Source organism: Paenibacillus hebaui (assembly GCF_051934385.1).
Taxonomy (GTDB): Bacteria; Bacillota; Bacilli; order Paenibacillales; family Paenibacillaceae; genus Paenibacillus.
This window is the reverse complement of record NZ_CP196836.1, coordinates 1513092-1535905: the sequence shown is the minus strand read 5'-3', so window position 1 is coordinate 1535905 and position 22814 is coordinate 1513092. Positions and strand designations below refer to the sequence as shown.

The 22814-nt window shown below is 47.0% G+C and carries 13 protein-coding genes; 9 read left to right on the top strand and 4 right to left on the bottom strand.

The features are described 5' to 3' along the window. Nucleotides 1-110: 110 nt before the first annotated feature. The 3 genes from ACR32F_RS06715 to ACR32F_RS06705 are packed head-to-tail and all read left to right on the top strand — an operon-like array spanning nucleotide 111 to nucleotide 3341. On the top strand, nucleotides 111-320 hold the full coding sequence (locus ACR32F_RS06715; RefSeq protein ID WP_440117343.1) for a helix-turn-helix transcriptional regulator: 210 nt from the start codon (nucleotides 111-113) through the stop codon (nucleotides 318-320). A gap of 1 nt (nucleotide 321) precedes the next feature. Further along, complete coding sequence (locus ACR32F_RS06710; RefSeq protein ID WP_440117341.1) at nucleotides 322-1098, top strand: DUF3169 family protein; 777 nt, start codon at nucleotides 322-324, stop codon at nucleotides 1096-1098. Nucleotides 1099-1148: 50 nt separating this feature from the next. After that, a complete protein-coding gene (locus ACR32F_RS06705) occupies nucleotides 1149-3341 on the top strand; it encodes a serine hydrolase (protein ID WP_440117339.1) in 2193 nt (730 codons plus the stop codon). Between the two features lie 389 nt (nucleotides 3342-3730). Here ACR32F_RS06705 and ACR32F_RS06700 read toward each other — a convergent pair whose 3' ends face one another. Next, the gene (locus ACR32F_RS06700) at nucleotides 3731-4786 is read right to left on the bottom strand and encodes a hypothetical protein (protein ID WP_440117337.1); all 1056 of its coding nucleotides are present in this window, start codon (nucleotides 4784-4786) and stop codon (nucleotides 3731-3733) included. Further along, nucleotides 4786-6621: an HSP90 family protein gene (locus ACR32F_RS06695; RefSeq protein ID WP_440117335.1), complete on the bottom strand. Its 1836-nt coding sequence runs from the start codon at nucleotides 6619-6621 to the stop codon at nucleotides 4786-4788. The genes ACR32F_RS06700 and ACR32F_RS06695 overlap by 1 nt, the downstream gene beginning before the upstream one ends. Nucleotides 6622-7071: 450 nt before the next feature. Here ACR32F_RS06695 and ACR32F_RS06690 point away from each other — a divergent pair, with 450 nt between their 5' ends. From ACR32F_RS06690 to ACR32F_RS06675, 4 genes are all read left to right on the top strand, one after another. After that, on the top strand, nucleotides 7072-7977 hold the full coding sequence (locus ACR32F_RS06690) for an ABC transporter ATP-binding protein (RefSeq protein WP_440117333.1): 906 nt from the start codon (nucleotides 7072-7074) through the stop codon (nucleotides 7975-7977). Then, entirely contained in the window at nucleotides 7970-8803 is an 834-nt protein-coding gene (locus ACR32F_RS06685; protein ID WP_440117331.1) for a hypothetical protein, read from the top strand. The genes ACR32F_RS06690 and ACR32F_RS06685 overlap by 8 nt, the downstream gene beginning before the upstream one ends. 302 nt (nucleotides 8804-9105) lie before the next feature. Next, on the top strand, nucleotides 9106-10392 hold the full coding sequence (locus ACR32F_RS06680; protein WP_440117329.1) for a DUF5050 domain-containing protein: 1287 nt from the start codon (nucleotides 9106-9108) through the stop codon (nucleotides 10390-10392). Between the two features lie 189 nt (nucleotides 10393-10581). Further along, a complete protein-coding gene (locus ACR32F_RS06675) occupies nucleotides 10582-12207 on the top strand; it encodes a helix-turn-helix domain-containing protein (RefSeq protein WP_440117327.1) in 1626 nt (541 codons plus the stop codon). Between the two features lie 136 nt (nucleotides 12208-12343). On the opposite strand, the gene ACR32F_RS06670 is transcribed toward ACR32F_RS06675, so the two are convergent. Further along, nucleotides 12344-12919 carry a GbsR/MarR family transcriptional regulator gene (locus ACR32F_RS06670; RefSeq protein ID WP_440117325.1) on the bottom strand — a complete coding sequence of 192 codons (576 nt, stop codon included), beginning with the start codon at nucleotides 12917-12919 and terminating at the stop codon, nucleotides 12344-12346. Nucleotides 12920-13416: 497 nt separating this feature from the next. Between ACR32F_RS06670 and ACR32F_RS06665 the strand changes: the two genes are divergently transcribed. Beyond that, nucleotides 13417-14646 (top strand): quaternary amine ABC transporter ATP-binding protein, encoded by a 1230-nt coding sequence (locus tag ACR32F_RS06665; RefSeq protein ID WP_215078323.1) that lies wholly within the window; start codon nucleotides 13417-13419, stop codon nucleotides 14644-14646. Next, nucleotides 14612-17200: a glycine betaine ABC transporter substrate-binding protein gene (locus ACR32F_RS06660; RefSeq protein ID WP_440117323.1), complete on the top strand. Its 2589-nt coding sequence runs from the start codon at nucleotides 14612-14614 to the stop codon at nucleotides 17198-17200. Before ACR32F_RS06665 ends, ACR32F_RS06660 begins: the two co-directional genes overlap by 35 nt. A gap of 347 nt (nucleotides 17201-17547) precedes the next feature. Here ACR32F_RS06660 and ACR32F_RS06655 read toward each other — a convergent pair whose 3' ends face one another. Next, complete coding sequence (locus ACR32F_RS06655) at nucleotides 17548-22689, bottom strand: S-layer homology domain-containing protein (protein WP_440117321.1); 5142 nt, start codon at nucleotides 22687-22689, stop codon at nucleotides 17548-17550. Nucleotides 22690-22814: the final 125 nt, after the last annotated feature.

Sequence of the window (22814 nt, the reverse complement as noted above, 5' to 3'; positions counted from 1 at the left end):
TTTCCATGTAACTTTTCAGCGTATCGAAAGTAAATAATCTTTAACATTTTGTATATTATAGTTTACATTTAGTAAATGATCATGTACATTAGACTCATGGAGGTGAGTATGTGGAAGAATTGCACAACCATGTTCGGGAGTTACGAGCGAGGGATCGCTTGTCCCAAGCGGAGCTGGCCAAATTAATTGGTGCTTCCCGTCAAACGATTGCCCTGATCGAACGCGGAGATTATTCTCCATCCGTTGTCCTCGCTCTGAAAATAGCGAAAGTATTTCATGAACCTGTAGAAAAAATCTTTGAACTAAAAGGTGGAGATTAGTATGAGTAGACCTAGATCAACTTCAACATCGAAACTCAAAAAAATACGCCTTCCATTGTATGCTGCTGCGGGTGCTCTGGTCGGTTTTTTCGGAGCTAATGTGATCGGGAATATCCCTTCCAATCTGAACTGGACGCTGTCCGTGTATTATGATTACGATCTTTTATTTGGATTGCTGGCTGTCCTGTTGCTCATTATGATGTCGTGGAATACCATCAACCTGACCCGCACGCCATCCGTCCCCCCTATGGAAAATGATGTTCAGGGTGATTCTGATTCACTGACCTCTCCTGCTGAACGTTCTTTGGGAAGTGCGATCATGATAAGCGGATTTAGTGTCATTGTGGCCTTTACTTGGGCTGCACTTGCCTTATCACTCTATGCTTCAAACAGAGATCTCCCGGCTTATCCCGAAACGTATAATCTCATTAACCTGATAGCTTCATGTTTCTCCATTATCATTGTGATTCTGCTCCAGAATCTGACGCTCAAGCGATACAATCGATATTTTCCTGAACGCACAATGGATTTGAATTCACGCAATATGAAGCAAGATCATTTTGAAAAGTTGGATGAAGGCGAGAAATGGATTGTGTACCGTGCAGCGTATCGTTCTTTCAATATGGTCAACCTTCTTCTTGGCACTGGTATGGTTGCTATGGTGATTTATTCGGTCCTGTTCAGCTTCGCTCCGTTCCCGATTGTAGTCCTCTCTGCCATCTGGATTGCACACATTGGAATCTACTATCGTGAAACCTATCGTGCTAGTAAACAGTAATACACGGTGAAGTAACTATTTTGTTAAAATTTTCTTAAAGGAGTGTTTGCATGTATTTATTCAATCGAAGGACCCGCTTCAAGTTTACTTCCCTAACAGGAGCTTTTATGGCTATTGTCCTGTCTCTCAGTCTGTGGGTACCCGCGGTTCAGGCGGAGAACGCAACTCCAGTAGCTGCTGAAAAGGGAAAACCGACAGCGCTGACAACCGAATCAGCTACAGCATTTCTCGATACATTCTTCGATTCCCCTGAAGCCAAAGCCCAATATGTTGGAGCATCCGTTGTTGTTGTCAAAGACGGAAAAGTCGTGGCCGAGAAAGGCTATGGTTATTCTGATCTGGAGAGTAAAACACCCGTTGATCCCAAAAGCACCGCCTTCCGCGTAGCCTCTGTCTCCAAAACATTTACGGCAGCGGCCGTGATGCAGCTTGTGGAGCAAGGCAAGGTTGATCTGCAAGCTGACTTTCAGACCTATGTTAAAGGGCTGGAATTCGATAACCCTTTTGACAAACCCGTCACTGTCGAACACCTGCTCACACACACCACCGGATTTGAGATCCGCGACCCACAGCAGGAAGATATCCATGACGATTTCGACAAAACCGTAGCGATGATGGATTATGCTCAGCAGCATATGCCACCTGTCGTTAGAGAACCTGGCAGCGCCTATATGTACGACAACTTCTCCTTTCTGCTACTCGGCCTGATTGTAGAGAATGTCAGTGGTGAGCCATTCGAAACGTATATGCAGCAACATATCTTCAAACCTTTGGGCATGGATAACAGCAGTTTCATGCTGAACGACAAGTTCAAGAAACAGCTGGCAACAGGCTATGATGCGACACATCAACCACTTGATCTGTACACGATCTCTCCAACGCCTTTTCCCCAAGGTGGTATGTTGTCTACCGCAGAGGATATTGGGAATTTCATGATTGCTTTCCTGAACGATGGTGTGAAGGATAACAAACGTGTTTTCAAGGAAACAACTGTGAAAAGCATGGAACAGTATCGTTCCTCCATTCATCCCCTGTTACCAGACACCACGTATGGATTTGAAGCCGCTTTCCAGCTTCCGGGTGCAGGTAGCAGTCCCAAAATTATTACTAAAGCAGGAGATCTGATGGGGTTCAGCTCTTATCTTTTCCTAATTCCAGAGCAAAACACAGGCGTCTTCCTGACGTACAATCAGGCTGGGGCACTTCGTAATCTGTTCTACCCGGCATTCATCCAGACGTTCTTCCCGCAATATGCGGAGCCCGTTAAGTTCAAGGAATACGCGCCGCAATCAGCAGATGAATTGCAACGGTTCACCGGACTTTATGCGGATCTACGGATTAGCACGATTATCAGCTCCCTGAAAGAGGGCGGCAAAGAGCCCGGACAAATGAGCATCTCGGATGTATTCCTGGGCACACGTAACCTGATCCAGGTTGAAGACAATCTCTTCAAGGATGAATTAACAGGCCAGTTCACGGCGTTCAAGGAAAATACAGATGGAACCGTTTATATGAAGGAGCCATATCTCAACCCACTCGGTTATGAGAAAAAAGGTCAGACACCAAAAGGCTTCAAGGATGTTCGTAATAACAGTCCTTATGCTGAAGCCATCTATGGATTGCAATCGCTTGGACATTATGCCAATGATGCAGGTGCAGCTTTCCAACCCAAAAATGCGGTTACTCGAGCTGAATTCATTGAAGATGTGCTGAAATTGAGCGGGCTGAAAGCCAGCAAAACAACACCACCTGCGGATACGGATTGGGCGACACACCCTACCGCCGGTTACATTCAGCTTGGTTATGAATCCGGCATGATTATGGGTGCAGATTCGAAACAGTTTAAACCGGATCAGGCCATTACTCGCCAGGAAGCCATGGTAATGATCTGGAGAACATTCCAGCTGCAATACCCGAATGAACTGTTCGAGGATGTGAAGCTGGCCGGAAAAACAGATGCGTGGGCAGTGCCTGCCATCCAAATGATGGTCAAGTTAGGCATCCACGGCCCGGAAGTGAAGGTGCTGGAGGATGGATCGGTTGATTTCCTCTCCCGCAAACCACTGATCCGTCAGGAAGAGGCAGCAATGATGTACCAACTGCTTACACAGCCTACCGACAAGATCGTAGCTGACCTGAAGGCAAAACAGCCGAAAGTGGAAGCTTCCGAGAGTGGGGAATCCGCTGAAGACGGAAAACCCGCTGAAGATGCTCCCGCTCCGCCTGTAACCATGGCTGAATAACCTGAACACCAGATTGAATAACAGCATCGTACTCATAACATAAAAAAAGATAAACAGGCTTGTTCAAAGGAGGATCATCCTCCCTTTTGAACAAGCCTGTTTTGAATAGTGATGCTGACCGTTTGGAGCCTATGGAATGATGAGAGAGGGCAATATAACGAATCGAGCACACGCTGTCAGATAGAATTTAACAGTCTCCAAGTTGTAACGAATCGTAGCAGCTTTATTCCCTCATTTCGGTTGTTCTGCTCGACCATTTCATCGGATTAAGATGCCTGAAGTTCGTTACACTTTCAATCCTGCTTAATACTGGCTAATAAGGTGTGGTGAGTTCGTTAGCGCATTGGTAAGTTATTCTATCCTTCTAACTTTTTGTCTTCCGTATTCTCCTATACCTCGCTCAGCATTGAAGAGACATGTCGATTGCCATTACGTTGATCGTACTTCTCAGCAGATGCTTTGGCATAATCCGCAAAATAATCGGCCAATTTACGCAAGTCTCCCGGTTCTCCTTCATACGGGAATGAGGCAGGAAGCCGCAAGCGGTATCCAGGAGATTCGTCCGCCCAGCGGCGTAACAATTGTGCAGCTCTGGCGTAGAACATCATTTTGGCAAACGGATCTTCATGATCCATCGCGAGCACCAAGCTTTCTTCCAGCACGTCAATGCCTTTCGCCGGGTTGGTGCGTGCAAGGTAATCCATCTGCTCCGCAAAGCTTCTCACAAAATCATTATGACCTTTGATCATGCGGTAACCTTTGGCCTGATGTTTGTCCGCTTCATCGATCTTTCCGAGTCGGTACAACGGCATCAATATCTCCGATAAGGTCAGGTGCGGAATCTCGGCACAACTCATCCGCCCTTTCAGAATAGGCTTCGCCGCTTCAAGTACCTTCTCGTCCTCTCCCGTAAGGATGAAGTAACGCATGATCTCATCCTGTTCACAGGCTTCACAATCACTCATAAAATCACGGTCCATGGTTCTGAACCTGGCATAGCTGCTTCCTGCCTCATCCAGATCACCAAGATCCATGGATATACGGAAACGATAATACCAGTATGAACGCTCGCTGTATCCAAATGACTTGAAGCGACGTCCGAAGTCCTCCAACAGTTCCATCATTTTATCGCGCGACACTTCCGGGAAGCTGGATAGTTTACCTAATATCCATTTGTATGACCACATTAACGTTTCTTCATCATATTCTTCGGGCTGTTGGTCAAACTTGCCCAGCTGCCAGGAAAAAGCAATCAGTGCTTTCATCGGGTAACCACAGAACGTCGCTGTCTCCACGATCTCTGACCTCGCTTCGTATGCCTCTTCCTCCATGCCATCCACATCGGCAACTCTTGCTGCTTCCTCCAGCATACCGAGCTTCGCTGGACCATTAGGCAGGCCATACGCCTCATCCATCAATTCCTCAAAATCCATCTCTGTCTTCATCAGGCATCCCCCTTACGATCCGTATTCGCACGTAAACCCCAATCAATAAAACGAACGATACCCTGATTCAGCACCTCAAGCTCCTGCCGATTCATTGCATAATGCCCCATCATCAGTGCATTGACGTACAGCATTTCGATGGCAATTGGCGTCATCTGGCCATCCGGTGACGTCAGCACCCGCTGAATAATCGGATTGCTCACATTCAGGTACAGGGTCGAATATCCCGCCGAACTGATTCCAGAGGATAATGAACCAAGTACGGAAGAGAACAATTCTGTACTTTCTTCACTCGCTTTTTCCAGTGCACGGAGTGTGGAAGACTCCTGTGAGAGCGTGAACAGCACGGGCAAATCCGACGGTTTGAACCCTTTAACCTCCGCCCGACAGCGGAAACGCTGCAATGCAGAATCAGCGAGTCGCAAGGCATCATAATATTGATTCCGTTCAGCGGGCGGAACATCCGTGAAGCTCATGGAAACCTGATCCGGCTGTAGCCGTTCCGTGTGTACATTGTGCACAGCCATCGGCAGTGTCGCCATCAGTTCGCTGTCATAGATGTAGCCGCCGTTAATCACCAGCATCGATTGTGCTGAAGCAACATGATGAATCTGACGGTACTCATCGACAGAGGTCGTGAAATACAACGTCTCTCCTTCATCCATCAGCTCGCCCAGTTCCCGGTGGCCCCTCGTGCTCTCAAATGGCAGCCACCGATGAATCATCGTGTAGAATTCCTGATCCTGCACGGCGAGCGCCTTCATCGACAGCGCATGCAGGCGAATCAGCTTCTGCAATCGCTCCGTCTGGTTCTCAGCCATGTCAGCCAGTCCTTGACGAAGGGCATCGCCGAGTTCAGAGCGTACCTCTTCCAGCTTTTCATTTTCATAAAAATGTTCCCGTGAAGCGGTCGGTTGTAGCTCATCTGTCCAGATCAGGCATTTTACAAAGAAAGCCCACTCTGGCAAAATATTCTCCGCCTTCTCGGATATCAGCATTCGCTTCAGATACACCCGGTGAGAACGCTTGGCATTCAGATTAACTGCGTGTGGCAGCACAAAAGCAATGCCTCCCGTTCGGCCCGAAGTTGTCGTCAGTGGAATAAAATCCTGAAACTTCTCCCCAAGCAAGCGTTCACCAAAAGCCAATACCTCCGCTCTGCGTCCACGTGCGAGCCCAGGCTCCATCAGCCAGATTGGCGACTCGTTATTGACGATATGTTGCACTCCTTCGCTATACATCGTGACCGGATAGGGCAATAACGCTCCATAATAGAACAAGGCTTCTTTCACATAATCTGGTTCGAAATAATGAGCTGCGTCCGGCGTGCAGCGCAGGTATACCTTTGTCCCTGGAGATAACTGGGTGTCCAACTGTCGAATGGTATACGTGCCATCCGGTTTACCCCGCCACTCCATCGAAGGTCCACCCTTCGCGGATTGTGTCAGCATGACGATTTCATGGCTCACCATGAAGCAGGATAATAGACCAATCCCAAAGCGTCCGATAAATGAAGTCTCTCCATCCAGCAGTGCCTGCTGTCCCCGCTTCGAGGATTGTCCAATCATAGCCAGGAATTCATGAATGTCAGCTTCGGTCAAGCCGATGCCGTTGTCCTCCACCATCATTGTGAGCTGCTCACCTGTTCCTGTCAGCTCCACGCGTACTTCTCCCTGATATCCAGGCTCCGCCTCTGTTCGTGCGGTAATAGCATCGGTCGCATTCTGCATCAGCTCGCGCAAGAACACTTTGGGACTGCTGTATAGATGGTTCGATAAAATCTGGATCATACCGCTCAGGTTCACCTGAAAGCGGTACTCATTAGATGCTGTCATTATTTGCTCCCCTTCCTCTGGGTCCAAACACAACATGGCTTCAATACAATATGTACATAATGATGTGTTAGACAAATTAGATATGTAATCGTAAATAGGACGTTTCCACGACACGTAGGCCGAGTAATCACGTCAAGCCGGCCCTGATTAACCAAGACCGGCGTTAGATGAATATTTCAGGCATTCAATTCATGAGAAATAAGAGGCCTTATGTTTCATTACCACGTTATGAATGGCAATGAAACGGATATTGCATCCTTTAAACAAGGATACATGGTACAAGCCACAGTGAAAACAAACCTTAGACCCGATTTGAAGCAGAATTGAGGGCAAATGCGTATCTTAAATCCAGGACTATTGACGGAAGGATATCATTTTAAGGCAATCCATTGAACGATATGACCCAGCTGCGCGTATAATCTCCAAACTTAGATCGGACGGTGATTAGACATGATTGAAGTTCGTAACATATCCAAACAATTCAACGTGCATCAAGCCCTGAATGATGTCAGCTTCACCGTTGAAGAAGGTAGCGTCACAGGCCTGATTGGACCCAACGGTTCGGGCAAAACCACCCTGATCCGCATCATGAACGGCGTTCTGGGGGCCTCCGATGGAATTGTAACGATTAACGGACTGGACGCCTCCCGTGAGACTGAGAAGGTGCTGGCGATGTGCGGCACACTTACCGAGCAAAGCGGACTATATGAAAATATGAGTGGGCGCGACAACCTGATTTTTTTCGCGGATGCGTTCAGTATGCAACAGTCCCGAGCCCGGATCGATGAACTCGTGGATCTGTTCGAATTGCAGGATTATCAGCATCGGAAAGTCGGCACGTACAGCACAGGCATGAAGAAACGATTAGGTCTTGCACGGGTGCTGCTGCATCGTCCTTCCATCCTGTTTCTGGATGAACCCACCAATGGGCTTGACCCGGATGGAATCCAGATGGTGCTCCGCATCATTCGTCGACTAAACCAAGAAGAACATATGACGATTCTGGTCTCATCTCACGTGCTGTCCCAGCTCTCGGCAGTCTGTGATCGATATATTTTCATGGAAAAAGGCCGCAAAGTGGAAGAAGGTACCGAGCAGGAAATCGTGAGCCGATATCTGACCACACCACGGATTGAAGTGGAAGCCACCATGCCGAACGGCTGGTTGAGCATGACAGACTTTATACCGGAGACAGTCTCTACACATAAAGCGACATTCCAGCTCCAATCCCGTGAAGACATTCCTTTGCTGCTGCGGCAATTAACGGAGCAGGGACAAGTATATCAGGCCCGCATCACAGGCAGTGATCTGGAGAGTATTTATTTTGCCATAAGGGAGGCACACCATCATGAATAACCGCCAAGCCATACGCGCACTGGTACGCAAAGATATCCGGGCCATCACAGCCAGCATCCAGCTCTGGTTGCCCATGTTGATTGTTCCACTGATTATCGGGATCCTCATACCTGCAGTACTCCTATGGACGAGTTCAAGGGTAGAACTTCGTTCCATAGGCAACATCAGCTTCCTGCTTGAGACACTGGATACCTTGACCCTTGCCGGGCAGATTCCCGAGCTCGCTTCCATGCCGACGGATAACCATCGTATTGTCTATTATCTTGCTTTGTATATGTTCGCACCTTTGTTTCTCATCATTCCGGTAATGGCCTCCAGTATTCTGACCGCCAATAGCTTCGCTGGTGAGAAGGAACGCAAGACACTGGAAGGTCTTCTATTTACACCGATGAGCATGGATACGCTGTTTAAAGGCAAGGTGCTGGCTGCCCTTATTCCTTCCCTTTTATTATCTTGGATTACATTTCTCATCTACGGGATCATTGCGAATGTCCTGATGTACCCGATGTTCGAAAAATGGATGTTTCCCAATCTGAACTGGATCATTCTGGTCCTATGGGTCGTTCCGGCTTGCAGTCTCGTGGTCATTCTACTCAATGTACTGATGTCAGCCAAGGTTCGTGGATTCCAGGAAGCCTATCAACTCGGAGGATTAGTGGTGATTCCACTGCTTGCGCTGATTGCCGGTCAAGCGAGCGGCATGCTGCTCATTAGTCCATGGATCTTATTCCTAATTGGCGCAGTGCTTCTGCTTATCAGTGTGGCTCTGCTTCGTCTGGTTACCCTATGGAATAGTCGTCAGCAACTGGCTGAAAGCCAGATCTAAGCGCAGAACAGGAACCGTTTACGTTTACCCCTCATCCGATATAACATCTTTTCCAGCCTTTACCGATATAACTTAAGGTGTTAACTACATATAGTGCGTGTTCAAAAAGACCGGTTTTCAGTACCGAGAAGATGGGATGAAGCTAGAAATGGAGTAGCGGAGCGTAGGGAAACTACGTGAGCAACGGACATTTCGGCTGAATTCCATATTCGATGCTGATGATGCCACTAGGCATCCTTCGTAATCAAATGCGGACTTTTTGAACAACCTCATATATAGAGAAGAAGGGTGACGATGAATTGATGAACAAATGGTCTTTGCACATGCAGCGCACGATCTGCACTTTGCTGTTGTTCGCACTGATTGCGGCAGCAACACTGGGCGGCGGAACCGGAGCGCAAGCTGCTTCCCTCAGCCAATCCATCGTGTATTATGAATCCGATGGAATATTGTACAAGGTATCCGGTGATGGCAGCGGCACGACAGAAGTACTGCTGGATTTTGAAGGATATCATCTGCAAGCGGCAGGTTCTTATCTCTACTACACCAATTCTGCCTATTCCACTACCCTGCTTCGCGTGCCGAATGACGGGTCCAAAGATATGGCCGACACATTCGCTACCGATGTTCAGAGCTATTTGACGGATAACGGCTTCATCTATTATCTGGATTCCAAAGGTAATATCTATCGCACAACAGGAGACGGTGCACCTTCTTCTGTGAAAAAAATCGCAGATAAAGCAGACACCAATGCTCCACTTTTAACTGTGATTAAAGGCCGGGTATATTATAATGCACTCAAAAACGGGAAAACATGGGTTGCCTCCAAAGCAACCAACGGCAGCGGTTCCGTCCAATGGATCGCGGCAGGCGTGGTGGAAGACTCCTATTACATGAAGGCATCCAAAAATGCGCTGCATCTCATGGTGAATACCAACCCATCGGAGCGTTTTTACTCCACTAATGCTGTTGTGATGTACACGGTTAACTACAGCACGGGCAAAGCCAAAGCGGTCAATGCCAAAAATCCTCTGGACGTTAATGCCGTATATTCAGGTGGATGGGGCAGCAATGTTTATATCTATAACAAAGGCATTAAATTGGACAGCAATAAGGAATATAACTATGCCGCAGGGAAAGCCTTTGCGCTTAAGACCTCTGGCAAAACTCTTCAGCTTCACACCAAAAGTGTCATGGAAGCAGGTGCACTGGGGACAGACAAAGTTGTCATCATTGATGCAGACCAAAAGGCATATGCCAAAACCATTGCTGACAGTAAAGTAACGAAGTCCCTTCATTTGAATCTGAGCAACGTGACTTACGTTGCGAATCAACTCACAAATGGCACCCCGACTTCTGTATATATCCTTGGGAAAAATGGGATGTATTCTGTGAATACTGCACTCAAAGTGACCAAACTGGCTGGTGAGAAATGGGGACCCTTTGACTTCAGTAACGATATTTCAGGGCTCTTCTATACGAACACGGATGACCTTTATCGCTTGTATCATATGGAGGCAAACGGTACAGGTAAAAAAGCATTAAGTGATATTTACATCGACGATGTACTGTTGGTAACGCCAAACTAACTCCTGAACGACTGAACAGGGCTTATAGCGCCTCATAAGTCATTTCCAATACAAAGAGGATTACCCTGATGCCATAGCGGCTCTAGGTATCCTCTTTTTGTCATATTCAAAACTATTTTTCAAAAACATCTTCCATATGAGAATGATAATTGTTATCATTAAGAAAATGAGACAAAAGGATGGGTCCGTATGACTGAACAGTTTCCCTTTATTTCCGAAACTTCACCTCTACCGCTCCTCTCGTCCGTGTGCCGCGTGCGCCGTGGGGAGAACTTCCGTGTGCAAGGCAAGACGGTTTCACGGCCCATGCTCTGTCTTATTTTGCAAGGAGACGGAGTTCTGGTTCTGAATAATACGGTCTATACGGCTCAAGCTAATCACCTGTTCGTTCTGGCGCCAGGAACAACAATTGAGGCAGCGACACGATCAGACGTTACAGAGTTTCTATTGCTAAGTATGGATACGGTTCGTTTGCAGCAAATACGCGGCGAATGGAAAATGACACCAACCCCTGGCTTCCCACTGGATTGGCAGACAGGCCGAATGCTGGTTCGTCATGAACAGCAGGTCGTCTCCCGATTTGAACAATTGTATGAAACCTATCGCGGTGTTCAGCCCGATCACTTTATCAGCATACATAGCCGACTGCACGAACTGCTACAATATCTCTCGGAGAACCGACTTGAAGAAAACTATGAGAAGGTCGACCCCGCGCTCGAACGAAGCATTATGTACATGCGACGATTCATGAGTGAAGGAATCAGCATGGATCAACTCGCCAAAATCGCCGGACTTACGGCCAGTTCATATTCTCGGAGTTTCAAAAAAGCCAAAGGCATGTCACCTACCGATTACCTGAATGGCTTACGAATTGCTGAAGCCAAAAAACAGCTGAGACAGGAACATTGTGTACTTAAAAACGTCGCCGAGTCTATCGGTTATGGCAATGAATACTATTTTAGCCGCAAATTCAAACAAGCCTTGGGGATTGCCCCCAGTGTATATATGAAAAGAGACCAATTGCGAGTGGCTACGGCATCCATTATGGGACTACATGAGAACCTGACCTCTCTTGGACTGCGCCCGGTCGCTGTGCTGGAAGGAGGCCCTGACCGGGAGACGGATGATTATGAACAAGAACGCCGATTAACCAGACAACTAGATCAACTTCGGCAAGCGAAGCCGGACCTGATCATCGGTGACTTTTACCACAAGCCCTATTACGATCAGCTGAAAAATATCGCACCCACCATCATATTGGAATCCAAGGATGACTGGAAAGAAAACCATATGCGTATAGCTGAACTGGTCGGACGCGAGAAGCAGGCTTTGCTGAATTTCAAGGAACTTGAGTATCGCAAGCTTGAAGCTGGTCTGAGCCTACAATCCTATTTCGGGCAGGAACGTATTGCTCTGATGGAAATTACGAATCAGTTCATCCGACTGCAGGGAACCGGAGAACATCCATTAAATCACTTGTTGTATTGTGAATTGGGAATCCAGCCTGCCCAGCTTTTATCTCCAGGCATCTCCAGGGATGAGTATGCGCCAGATAGTATTCCCGTGCTGGACACGGATCACCTGTTTATTCATCGTGCAACACTTCAGCCTGCCAGTGAAAAGGTGTTCCGCCGCATGAAGCAAACGGCATCATGGAATCGATCCCCCGCCGTTCTGCACGGTACCATTCACGATATCTGTAATTGGCATCAGTTATGCTGGACCCCGGCCGGACGTCTGCAGATTGTGAACGAACTGGAACAGATTGCTCAGCAGTCTGCCGTCTTTCCTCAAGCAGGTCTAATTGGACATTAGAGACGTGAACATCAGTTGGAGCGATGTGAAGTTCTATGCCTTCCATCGTGTTCCTTCATTATAATTATCAAGATATTTAACATGCCAAAGGGCCCTCTCCTGTGACGGGAAGGGCCCTTTGCATGCAATCATGCAATTATGAATGTTCCTTGATCTCTTCTTTCGGAACCAGCTTGTATATTTCTTCATCTTCCATGGTATCAATCAATCGATCCAACCATTTGTAATATGCTTCCGCTTGCAAAACCTTATGTTTGTCTTCCATAAGGATGTGAAGAAGTTCGGCATCTGCTTGCTCATCCAGATCTTCAACTAACCGATTGAGTTCGTCAATGGATTTGCGCAGAATCTGAAGGTTACTCTCTACCGCTTTTCTCCACTTAATAACGAAATAATCCGTAAACGTCTGATACCAGTCATATTCCACTTCATATAGGTCTTTCCTGGAGCCTTTATTCCACACTTTATTTACCATTTTCAGATCCAGCAGTGTACGTACACCTGTACTCATACTCGTTTTGCTCATTTCCATTTCACGGCCCATATCGTCAAGGGTCATTGGTTTGTCTGCAAAAAATAGCAACCCATATAAGTGTCCTGTGGATAACGTAACGCCGTAAAGATCCATATTACGTCCAATGGCTTCGATGACGCGTTTACGAATCCTCAGCACGGTTGCCTGCTGATCCTCTTGTAAATGGTCCAAGCCCATGCTTGCAACCTCCATTCTGAACATTCACAGTCTTGGCAAAATAATTGCAACACTTCAAAGTCCTGCTTACATGGGAAAGCATCCGGCCGGACATCCTATATGCCAGAGGGCTTTCTTTCACCCAATGTATGAAAATGGGAACTTTACCAGGCTACATTTGCCTACGACTATCTTTAACCAAAAAAAATAGCTTCAATTCAGCTCATTTTCTATTGTAGGAAAAGCGATATCAAATGTAAAGGAGCCTTCTTAGCCAGAATAAGGCGATAGACGGAGCATATGGAAGGAAAACTTTGTACAGTTTTTACTGTACAAACATTATGTACTGTTTATTCGGTTGATATACTGGTTAAGTATTGTTAAAATAAAAAACGTTACCCAGGAAGACGGGAAGCGAAGCAACAATTACCGGATTTCGTGGCTGGGCGCACAAGTGTATGGGCTTGTGGATGCTGTAAGCCGTTCGAAGTGCACAACACATCAGAAGGGGTGAAAACATGACCATACTTGAAGTGAAGAACGTAAGTAAACTGTTTGGCCCCCAAACCGAGCAGGGTCTGCAATTACTTGAGCAAGGTTGGGGTAAAGAAAAGTTGGCCAAAGAAAAACAGATAACGGTTGGTGTCAACCGGGTCAGCATGGAAATTCAGGAAGGTGAAATTTTCGTTATTATGGGACTGTCCGGGAGTGGTAAATCCACACTGGTTCGGATGTTCAATCGTCTGATTGAACCAACATCCGGAGAAATTCTGGTCCATGGTAAGGATCTGCGGAAGATGAACAAAGAACAATTGCGCGAAGTGCGCCGGAAAACGATCAGCATGGTATTCCAGAAGTTTGCGTTATTCCCGCACCGTACCGTTCTTGATAATGTGGAGTATGGATTGGAAATACAGAAAGTAGACAAGGAAGTACGCCGCGAGAAGGCGACAACCTCACTTGAGCTGGTCGGCCTTAAAGGCTGGGAAGACAAGATGCCAGATGAACTCAGTGGCGGGATGCAGCAGCGTGTTGGCTTGGCCCGTGCCCTTGCCAATGATCCGGAAATACTGCTAATGGATGAAGCCTTCAGTGCACTTGACCCATTGATTCGTCGTGATATGCAGGATGAGTTGATTGAGCTTCAGGATAAAATGAAAAAGACCATTATTTTCATTACCCATGACTTGGACGAAGCGCTGCGCATCGGCGATCGTATTGCCCTCATGAAAGACGGCGCAGTTGTGCAGATTGGTACACCGGAAGAAATCATGATTCAACCTGCCAACTCTTACGTGGCCCGCTTCGTCGAAGACGTGGACTTGTCCAAGGTCCTCACTGCCGCTCACGTCATGCGTCGCCCTGAAACAATCACGCTTGACCGTGGACCTCGGGTTGCCCTCGAATTAATGCGCGAAAGTGGCGTTTCCAACCTGTTTGTCATTGATCGTTCGAAGAAGCTGCTTGGTGTCATTACAGCAGAAGACGCTTCCCGTGCGATGCGTGAAAACAAAGTATTAAAAGATATTCTGATCACGGACGGGCCGACTGTGTCGCCTGAGACCCTGATTCATGAATTGTTCGAAATTGTAAGTTCCGCTCACGTGCCTCTCGCGGTTGTTGGTGAGAACGGCCGTCTGCAAGGTGTTATCGTCCGTGGTGCCCTGCTGGGAGCACTTAGCGGTGAAGTTGCAGTAAAGGAGGAACTTGTGAATGATTCCCAAAATACCACTAGCGTCGTGGATTGAATCCATCGTTGACTGGATGAGCTCCTCGCTCTCCGGATTGTTTAATGTAATTTCCACCGTTATTCAAGAGGTTGTCGGATTTTTCTCTGGGCTGTTTATGTTGCCCCATCCGCTCCTATTCATTGCGATATTGGGTGTTCTTGCGTTTCTCGTAGGTCGACTCCCACTTACCCTATTCACGGTTATCGGGTTCTTGCTCGTCGATAACCTCGGATACTGGTCCCAATCGATGGACACACTCGGCCTGGTTATCACTTCAGGATTGGTCTCGATCCTGCTTGGTGTACCTGTCGGAATCTGGCTCGCATACAGTAAAACTGCGGCGCGTATCATTACACCGCTGCTTGACTTCATGCAGACGATGCCTGCATTTGTCTACTTGCTGCCTGCTGTTACGTTCTTTAGCCTTGGTGTTGTTCCAGGTGTTATCGCATCCGTCATTTTTGCGATTCCACCAACGATTCGTCTGACTCACCTCGGTATCAAGCAGGTGTCTGGTGAATTGGTCGAAGCAGCTGATGCCTTCGGCTCGACGTCTATGCAAAAGTTGTTCAAAGTACAACTTCCACTCGCTCTGCCTACCGTGATGTCCGGTATTAACCAGACCATCATGCTCTCACTGTCCATGGTTGTTATTGCATCCATGATCGGTGCACAAGGTATTGGTGCGGAAGTATATCGTGCGGTAACACAGCTTCAGATTGGTAAAGGTTTCGAAGCGGGTCTCGCTGTCGTTGTACTCGCGATTGTGCTTGACCGTTTTACACAAAATCTGTTTATGCCAGGTCGCAAAAGAACCTCACGGATCACGACAAAGCAAAAAGCATGGATTACTGCTGCGGCAACGTTGCTTGTACTCATAGCTGGTTTCTCTCAGTATTTCGTTGGGGGAAACACTTCTGCCGGTGGCAACAATGCACCAGCCAATGCTGTAGGTGAAGAGGTTAACTATCAGATTATTGGTATCGATGCAGGGGCTGGTATCATGAAGTCCGCAGCCAAAACGATCGAGGATTATAATCTGTCCGACTGGACCCTCATTGAAGGTTCAGGCGCAGCCATGACTGCCACACTGGACAAAGCGATCAAAGCTGAGGAACCGATCATTATTACGGGTTGGACTCCGCACTGGATGTTCAACAAGTATGATCTGAAATATCTGGAAGATCCCAAGAAATCCTTCGGTGATGCGGAAGAAATTCATACCATCGTTCGTAAAGGGTTAAAAGAAGATCATCCTGTTGCTTATGAATTCCTGTCTCGTTTCCAATGGACTTCCGATGAAATGGGTGAAATGATGACTGCCATTCAGGAGGGCACATCTCCGGAAGAAGCAGCCAAAGCTTATGCCGAGAACCATGCAGATCAGATTGATGAGTGGACGAAAGATCTGACTCCGGTGAACGGAGACGACTTTAAACTTAGCTATGTGGCTTGGGATTCCGAAATCGCAAGTACCAATTTGCTGAAATATGTACTGGAAAACAAACTGGGTTATAAAGTTAATGCTCTCCAAGTCGAAGCCGGACCGATGTGGACGGGTGTTGCCTCAGGCGACGTAGATGCCTCTCCAGCGGCTTGGTTGCCACTGACACACGCTGACTATTGGGATAAGTACAAGGACCAGATCGATGATCTGGGGGCCAACATGACGGGTGTACGTACAGGTCTCGTGGTTCCTAGTTACATGACTGAAGTGAATTCGATTGAAGATCTGGAGACAGGTGCCGCTTCTTCCGCTCCAGCGGCAAGTGCCAATGTGGGAGATGAAGTAAACCATCAGATTATCGGTATCGATCCGGGTGCCGGAATTATGAAATCTACAGCTAGCGCTATTGAGAAATACGGTTTGTCTGACTGGAAATTAGTTGAAGGTTCAGGAGCTGCAATGACCGCTACACTGGATAAAGCTGTTAAAAATGAAGAACCCATCATCATCACGGGTTGGACACCACACTGGATGTTCAATAAATATGATCTGAAGTATCTGGATGATCCCGACAAGGTTTACGGTGATGCTGAAGAAATTCACACCATCGCACGTAAAGGATTGAAAAAAGATCATCCTGTCGCTTATGAATTCCTGTCCCGATTCCAGTGGACATCGGATGATATGGGTGAAATGATGATCGCCATTCAAGGTGGCACTTCACCGGAACAGGCCGCTAAAGATTATGCAGAGAAACATGCAGATCAAATCGATGAATGGACGAAAGATTTGACCCCTGTGAACGGTGATACATTCCGTTTGGGTTATGTTGCTTGGGATTCTGAAATCGCCAGTACGAACCTGCTGAAATATGTGATGGAAACAAACCTGGGTTACAAGGTCACTGCGTTACAAGTTGAAGCCGGACCGATGTGGACGGGTGTCGCAACAGGTGATGTGGATGCTTCTCCCGCAGCCTGGTTGCCTCTCACACACGCGGATTACTGGGATAAATACAAAGATCAGCTCGATGATCTCGGTGCCAATATGACCGGTGTTAAAACTGGACTCGTTGTACCAACATACATGGATGTCAAATCCATTGCAGATTTAAAAGATAATTAAACCAGATCGAGTTGAATAAACCTGAATTTAGTAAAAGAAGAAGCTGTCTGTAAGAGTTCTTAGGAATAACTTTAAAAGGGAAGCCTCACGTCATGTTCTGACTTGTGGGGCATCCCTTTTTTTCACAGAAACTTATACTTGCTTCGATATTCGATTGGATAAAGCCATTATTGTTTTGAGATGCTGCGAAATGGAACTATGTACTCAGAAACCGGTGGAACTTGTATTAATTAGTAACAAAAAAGGCTTGCAGATTGGGGTCTGCAAGCCTTTTTTGTTTGAGTTTCGGCGTAGCCTTTCAGATTAAGATTGATTTTAGCCTGCTCCGGTGGAAGATGCCCTGATCATTACGGTTGCAACTGTAACTCACTTGCTGAAATCAGCATCGTCACTACTTCAGCACGAGTAGCTTCAGCCAGCGGATTAAACATATTATTGCCTGTACCCTTCACCAGTCCCGCTTCATAGGCAGCTGCAATATAAGGGATTGCCCATGCAGGGACTTTATTTGCATCTTCGAAATTCAATACAGGGTTGGACTCCACTGGAAGTCCAAGTGCTCTTACAAGCATAACAGTCATCTCTACACGTGATACTTTGCCGGATGCACGGAATGTTTCATCCGTATAACCACTGATAATGCCTTGTTCTACAGCTTGAGCTATAAACGATTGTGCCCATGCAGGGATTCCAGCAGCATCCTTGAAGGTTAGTGCCTTGTTGCTGGCAGGTAGTTCGAATGCTCTTGCCAGCATAACAATGAACTCGGCACGCGTTGCCGGTGCATTCGGACGGAAATTACCGTCCTGGTATCCATTCACAATTCCCCGGGAAATGGCCTGTTCGATGGCAACAGCTGCCCAGTGATTGCCGATATCTCTTAAGACAACGCCAGGATTCGTTGGTGTCGTAACGCCGCCGTTCCCATTTCCAGGGACGGATGGAGTGGTTGGATTTGTTGGTGTTACAGGTGTGGTTGGTGTCGTTGTACCTCCACCACTATTACCACTGCCCGGATGACTTCCATTGTCTCCACCGCCATTACCAGGATTGCTTCCATTTCCATCACCCGGAATTGGAGATCCTTTCAGATTGGTACTGCGTCCTTCCGTCTCTTGGTTCACTGTCCCTACACGGTCCAGATGTTCATGGAAAATTTCATAATCGACCAGATTCAGCTCATAGAATCGGTTATCGTCCTTTACCGCTCTCATGGCCCGGTAGAAATCCCCGCCATTAGCCATAAACGAGTTGGTCGCTACGATATAGTATCCATTTGGATCAATATCCGTGTACGTGCCATTAGCATTCTTGATCTGTACTTTGACCACGCGTTGACCGACTTGGGTCACGGTGTTGGTCGTGGAATCAATCTTCTCGCCTGGCTTCGTAGAATCGTAGTAGAAGCGCATGCCTGAAACTTGCGGGAAGCGTCCTTCCCCCGTTTCCACACCGCTCACGCCATTTTCCAGCGCGGCTGTAATTTCCTTGCCGGTCATCTTCAACGCAGACAGGTTGTTACCAAATGGCATCACGGTCAGCAGGTCGCCCAGGGTAATATCTCCCTGCTTGAAAGATGCCCGAATGCCTCCACCATTTTGAATTCCAACGTATCCTTTGACATCGTTTTCCTTCACAATGGATTTTACTTTCTCCAGCATGCCGTCCGTCATCAGATTACCCAGATTGGTTTCCATTTTCCGCACATTGCCACGTTCTCCATCCAGGAAAACATTCGTTTTACCTATGACTTTCTTCTTAAAATCGGCCAACTGAGGAGCATATTCGGCAAGCTTCGCTTTCGCTGCTGGATCATCTGCATAAACATATTTGCCGTTAGAATCTTTTGCATCCAAGCTCAGCAATTTGCCGTTCCACTTTTTCAATACACCTGCATCATCAAATGTAACGTCCAGTTGACCCAGAGAAACATCATACTCACCTGTTTGCACAACTAATGTTGGGTCCGCATGGGTATCCACCACAACCGGTTTGTTCAGTATCGTGTGTGAATGGCCTCCGACCACAATGTCGATACCTTCTACTGCTTCTGCGAGTTTCAGGTCTTCCGAGTAACCCAAGTGGGTTAATGCGATGATTTTGTTGATACCTTCATTTTGCAGCATCTGTACTGTTGCTTGAGCACTCGCCTTGTAATCCTCAAACTTCAGGTCATCTCCTGGCGAGGAAAGGGATACGGTATCCGGTGTCGTCAAGCCAAAGATTCCGACCTTCTCGCCGTTTACTTCAGTAATGATTGCCGGATAAATCTCGGCTTTCTCACCCGGCTGGCCAATGCTATCATTGTACAGGCCACTCAAATTCGCGTCCTTTGAATAGTCAATGTTGGCACTCACGAATGGGAATTCTGCCTTTTTAATAAATGCCTTGAGCACGCTTGGCCCTTTATCGAACTCATGGTTTCCGAAGGTCATGGCATCGTATCCGATCATATTCATGAACTCCAGATCAGCCATACCATTAAAGAGATTGAAGTATAAGGTGCCAGAGAATACGTCCCCTGCATCAAGCACGAGGGTATTATCATTCCGTGCTTCTTTAATTGCCGTTACTCGGCGCGGAATGTTATCCAAATGTGCGTGTGTATCATTCGTGTGTAGAACACGCAGGTTGAAGCCACCATCCTCCACAATGTCTCCGATACTTAATTGTGCCAGTAGTGGATCATGGTCACTGACCCGTCCGTCTGCAGTTTCAAAGTCAGCATTCACATGCACCACTTCAATGGCTACCGAGTCTGCTACATTTTTACTAACCAAAATGTGATCCAGTGTCTGTGAATTCCCATCATAGATGTAGGAATATCTTTTCTCCTCTGGCAACTGGTCTACCAGATTCGTCAGCTCTTGTCCTGCCACGATGTCCAATGTTTTTGAGAACTGGAAGTCATTAAAGTCACCCAATACCGCTACATTGACATCAGGATCTTTATTCAGCAACTCTTTCACAAAACTGTTTACCAACGCCGCCTGTTTGGCACGCTGTATTTCACTGCTTCGGGTCGCTGGCTGTATGCTTCCAAAAGGCTTCAGATCTCCACCTTTGGAATTAAAATGGTTCGCAATAACAACGACACGTTCCCCGTTGAATTCGAATTCAGCCGCAACCGGTTTACGAGAACTGGCAAATGCCTCGTCGCCTGGTGCAATGCGTCCTGGATTCACGGAAAGACTTCCGTCTGGTTTAACAGCTATGGCTGTCGCCGCGTCTCCTTTGCCAACTCCACTAGACAACGATACACGATCAGGCTGATACAGGAAACCTACCCGAATGTTGGCACCTGGTGCTCCGCCGTCCTTGTTATTTTCAGGGGAAATCTCAGTATATTGATAACTTGGCCCTTGATTCGCTTTAATCGCATCAATCAGTGTTTGGAAGCTTTCGTTGGCTTCTGTTGTGCCGCTGTCGGTATCCCCATCATTATCCTGAACTTCCATGATACCAATGATATCTGGACTTTCCAGATTATTCACGACGATCCTCCCGATTTTACTGGCACGTGCTGCATCTTTTTTACTGAAATTCTCCACATTGAAAGTGGCTATTGTCAGTTTATCTTCAGCCTTTTCAATGGCCGTCACTGCTTGCTTAAGATCTCCTGAAATCACCGCTGGCAACGAATCTGGACTAACCTTAAAGTTACCGCTAGAGTACGTCATCACTCCCGTTACATTCCCATCCAGTTTATCGCCTGTTTTCACAACTTTAGCCGGCCTTTTACTAATGAAAAGGCGTTGCGGGTTGAGGGCACTCTCAAATTCACCTTGTCCATCATCTGTCAGAATAACACCACCCGCAGGAGTTCGAAGTGGATTGTTATTGCCGTTGTCCACAACCACGGCGAGTCCCGGTTGACTGGAGTATGGACCTATAATTTCTGGCTTCACCAGTTCAACCCGCATACCTTCCAGACTTTCGTAAAAGTCTATGGCATCTACATCAGGGTTGAACGCTCCAAATGAATCGGAGTCAATGGCTGTTGGAATAATGCGTCCTCCTGTTCCTAATTTCACAGGTGCCGGAAGGGTAACATTGTCTTCCTCCTTCACAATGGTAGTTGCTGTGATTTGTGTAGAGGTCAACTCATTGGCCGCTCCATACTCGGTCACTTTGCCTGATACCTTCACTCTGCTTCCTACGGCAACGCCATGATTTGATTTATAGACTTGAATGCCTTCCGATGTACGTTCATCCTTGTCTTCATAGTTGGGAAGCTCTTGCATGTAAAAGCTGCTTCCACTCACTAAAGTGACAATACCTTCAATATTTTGGACATCATATCCGTTATAAAGAGAGGTATGGCGCGTCCCCTGAATATGATGAATACGCAGACCCACAGCTTGCGGTTGAACTGTATACATAAAGCTGTACACTGCGCTTGTTTGTCCATTCACGGTGGCAATCGCCTGAATAGTCATATCCTGATTCACCACAATAGGTTCACTGTATACAGAGGAAGAAGAAGTCGGTTGTGTTCCATTTGTCGTATAATAGATAATTGCTTCTTTCATTGGAGAGGTTAGCGTAACGGGAGCGTCTTGGGGAACACCACCCGAAGGAACACTAGCCATAACAGACAGGCCGGTTTCAACAATATCCGACGCATTTCTAGGTATAATCTGTAATCCGTAAGTACTGCTGAATGTGAGCACACCTTGCACATATTCATATGTTTTGCCGACATTTAACGCTGTGGGAGCGTTCTTGGCATAAATCGTAATTTCTTTTCCCTGAGCATCTGTCGCATAAAAGGTAGAAGTGCTCGTCGAATGGACACGTGTCACTGTAATCTGCCCCACTTCGACATACATGCCCTCATATTTTTCACCGGGTCCCTTGCTGCTTTTATCCTCAGGACGGACAAAATCGGTTGAATGCATAACGATTGGATCCGGGATTGCTACATCATGCTCCTCAACATGGAGATATCCGTCTGTAAATCCGGTTTTGTCCTTCTCAATCTGAACTAGACCGTTGTAGTGGGTAATCGGGCCGTATACCTCAATCCTGTCCCCTACTTCAAGTTTGTCCACGGCGCGAACCACGATCCCCGCGCTTGCGTCCTGAACATAGTAATTGTAGAACGCACCGCTAATCTCACCGTACGTAACGGTTCCCGTCACAGCAACATTGGTATCCACTGGTTGAGCACGCGCTTCTCCAATAGATACCACATCTGTTGGGACAGCTTGTCCTCCCAGATTAGCAGCTTGCTCCGGTTGCTCACTTTCAACTGTTTCTGTCTCAGCATCCTCGCTAACTTGTTGTTCAGGTTCTTCTATATCTGACGGGTTCTCTGAACCTGGTATTGACGCTTCCTGATTACCTGTTATCGGCTGTTCTGCAACTACATCTTCCTCTGCCGCAAAAGCCGTACCACTTACACCCCCTAGTGGTGCCGCACCTGTAAAGACAAGAACGATAACCAGCAACCATTGTGTCCAACGCTTTACTTGCATATTGTACATTCGTTTACCCCCATTAAGATAAGTTGGAAATCATTTGTTCATACAGCTTGTACATTAGTTCAAGTATAAGATAACGGAGCCACAAGTTCATGTAAACAATATTTTTACGAAATGAAAGAAAATAG

Bases quoted from the DNA above. Each gene is read 5' to 3' on its own strand.
- ACR32F_RS06690 (WP_440117333.1), top strand. From the start codon at position 7,072: ATGATTGAAGTTCGTAACATATCCAAACAATTCAACGTGCATCAAGCC.
- ACR32F_RS06655 (WP_440117321.1), bottom strand. From the start codon at position 22,689: ATGTACAATATGCAAGTAAAGCGTTGGACACAATGGTTGCTGGTTATC.
- ACR32F_RS06705 (WP_440117339.1), top strand. From the start codon at position 1,149: ATGTATTTATTCAATCGAAGGACCCGCTTCAAGTTTACTTCCCTAACA.
- ACR32F_RS06685 (WP_440117331.1), top strand. From the start codon at position 7,970: ATGAATAACCGCCAAGCCATACGCGCACTGGTACGCAAAGATATCCGG.
- ACR32F_RS06670 (WP_440117325.1), bottom strand. From the start codon at position 12,919: ATGGGCTTGGACCATTTACAAGAGGATCAGCAGGCAACCGTGCTGAGG.
- ACR32F_RS06700 (WP_440117337.1), bottom strand. From the start codon at position 4,786: ATGAAGACAGAGATGGATTTTGAGGAATTGATGGATGAGGCGTATGGC.
- ACR32F_RS06710 (WP_440117341.1), top strand. From the start codon at position 322: ATGAGTAGACCTAGATCAACTTCAACATCGAAACTCAAAAAAATACGC.
- ACR32F_RS06695 (WP_440117335.1), bottom strand. From the start codon at position 6,621: ATGACAGCATCTAATGAGTACCGCTTTCAGGTGAACCTGAGCGGTATG.
- ACR32F_RS06680 (WP_440117329.1), top strand. From the start codon at position 9,106: ATGAACAAATGGTCTTTGCACATGCAGCGCACGATCTGCACTTTGCTG.
- ACR32F_RS06660 (WP_440117323.1), top strand. From the start codon at position 14,612: ATGATTCCCAAAATACCACTAGCGTCGTGGATTGAATCCATCGTTGAC.
- ACR32F_RS06675 (WP_440117327.1), top strand. From the start codon at position 10,582: ATGACTGAACAGTTTCCCTTTATTTCCGAAACTTCACCTCTACCGCTC.
- ACR32F_RS06665 (WP_215078323.1), top strand. From the start codon at position 13,417: ATGACCATACTTGAAGTGAAGAACGTAAGTAAACTGTTTGGCCCCCAA.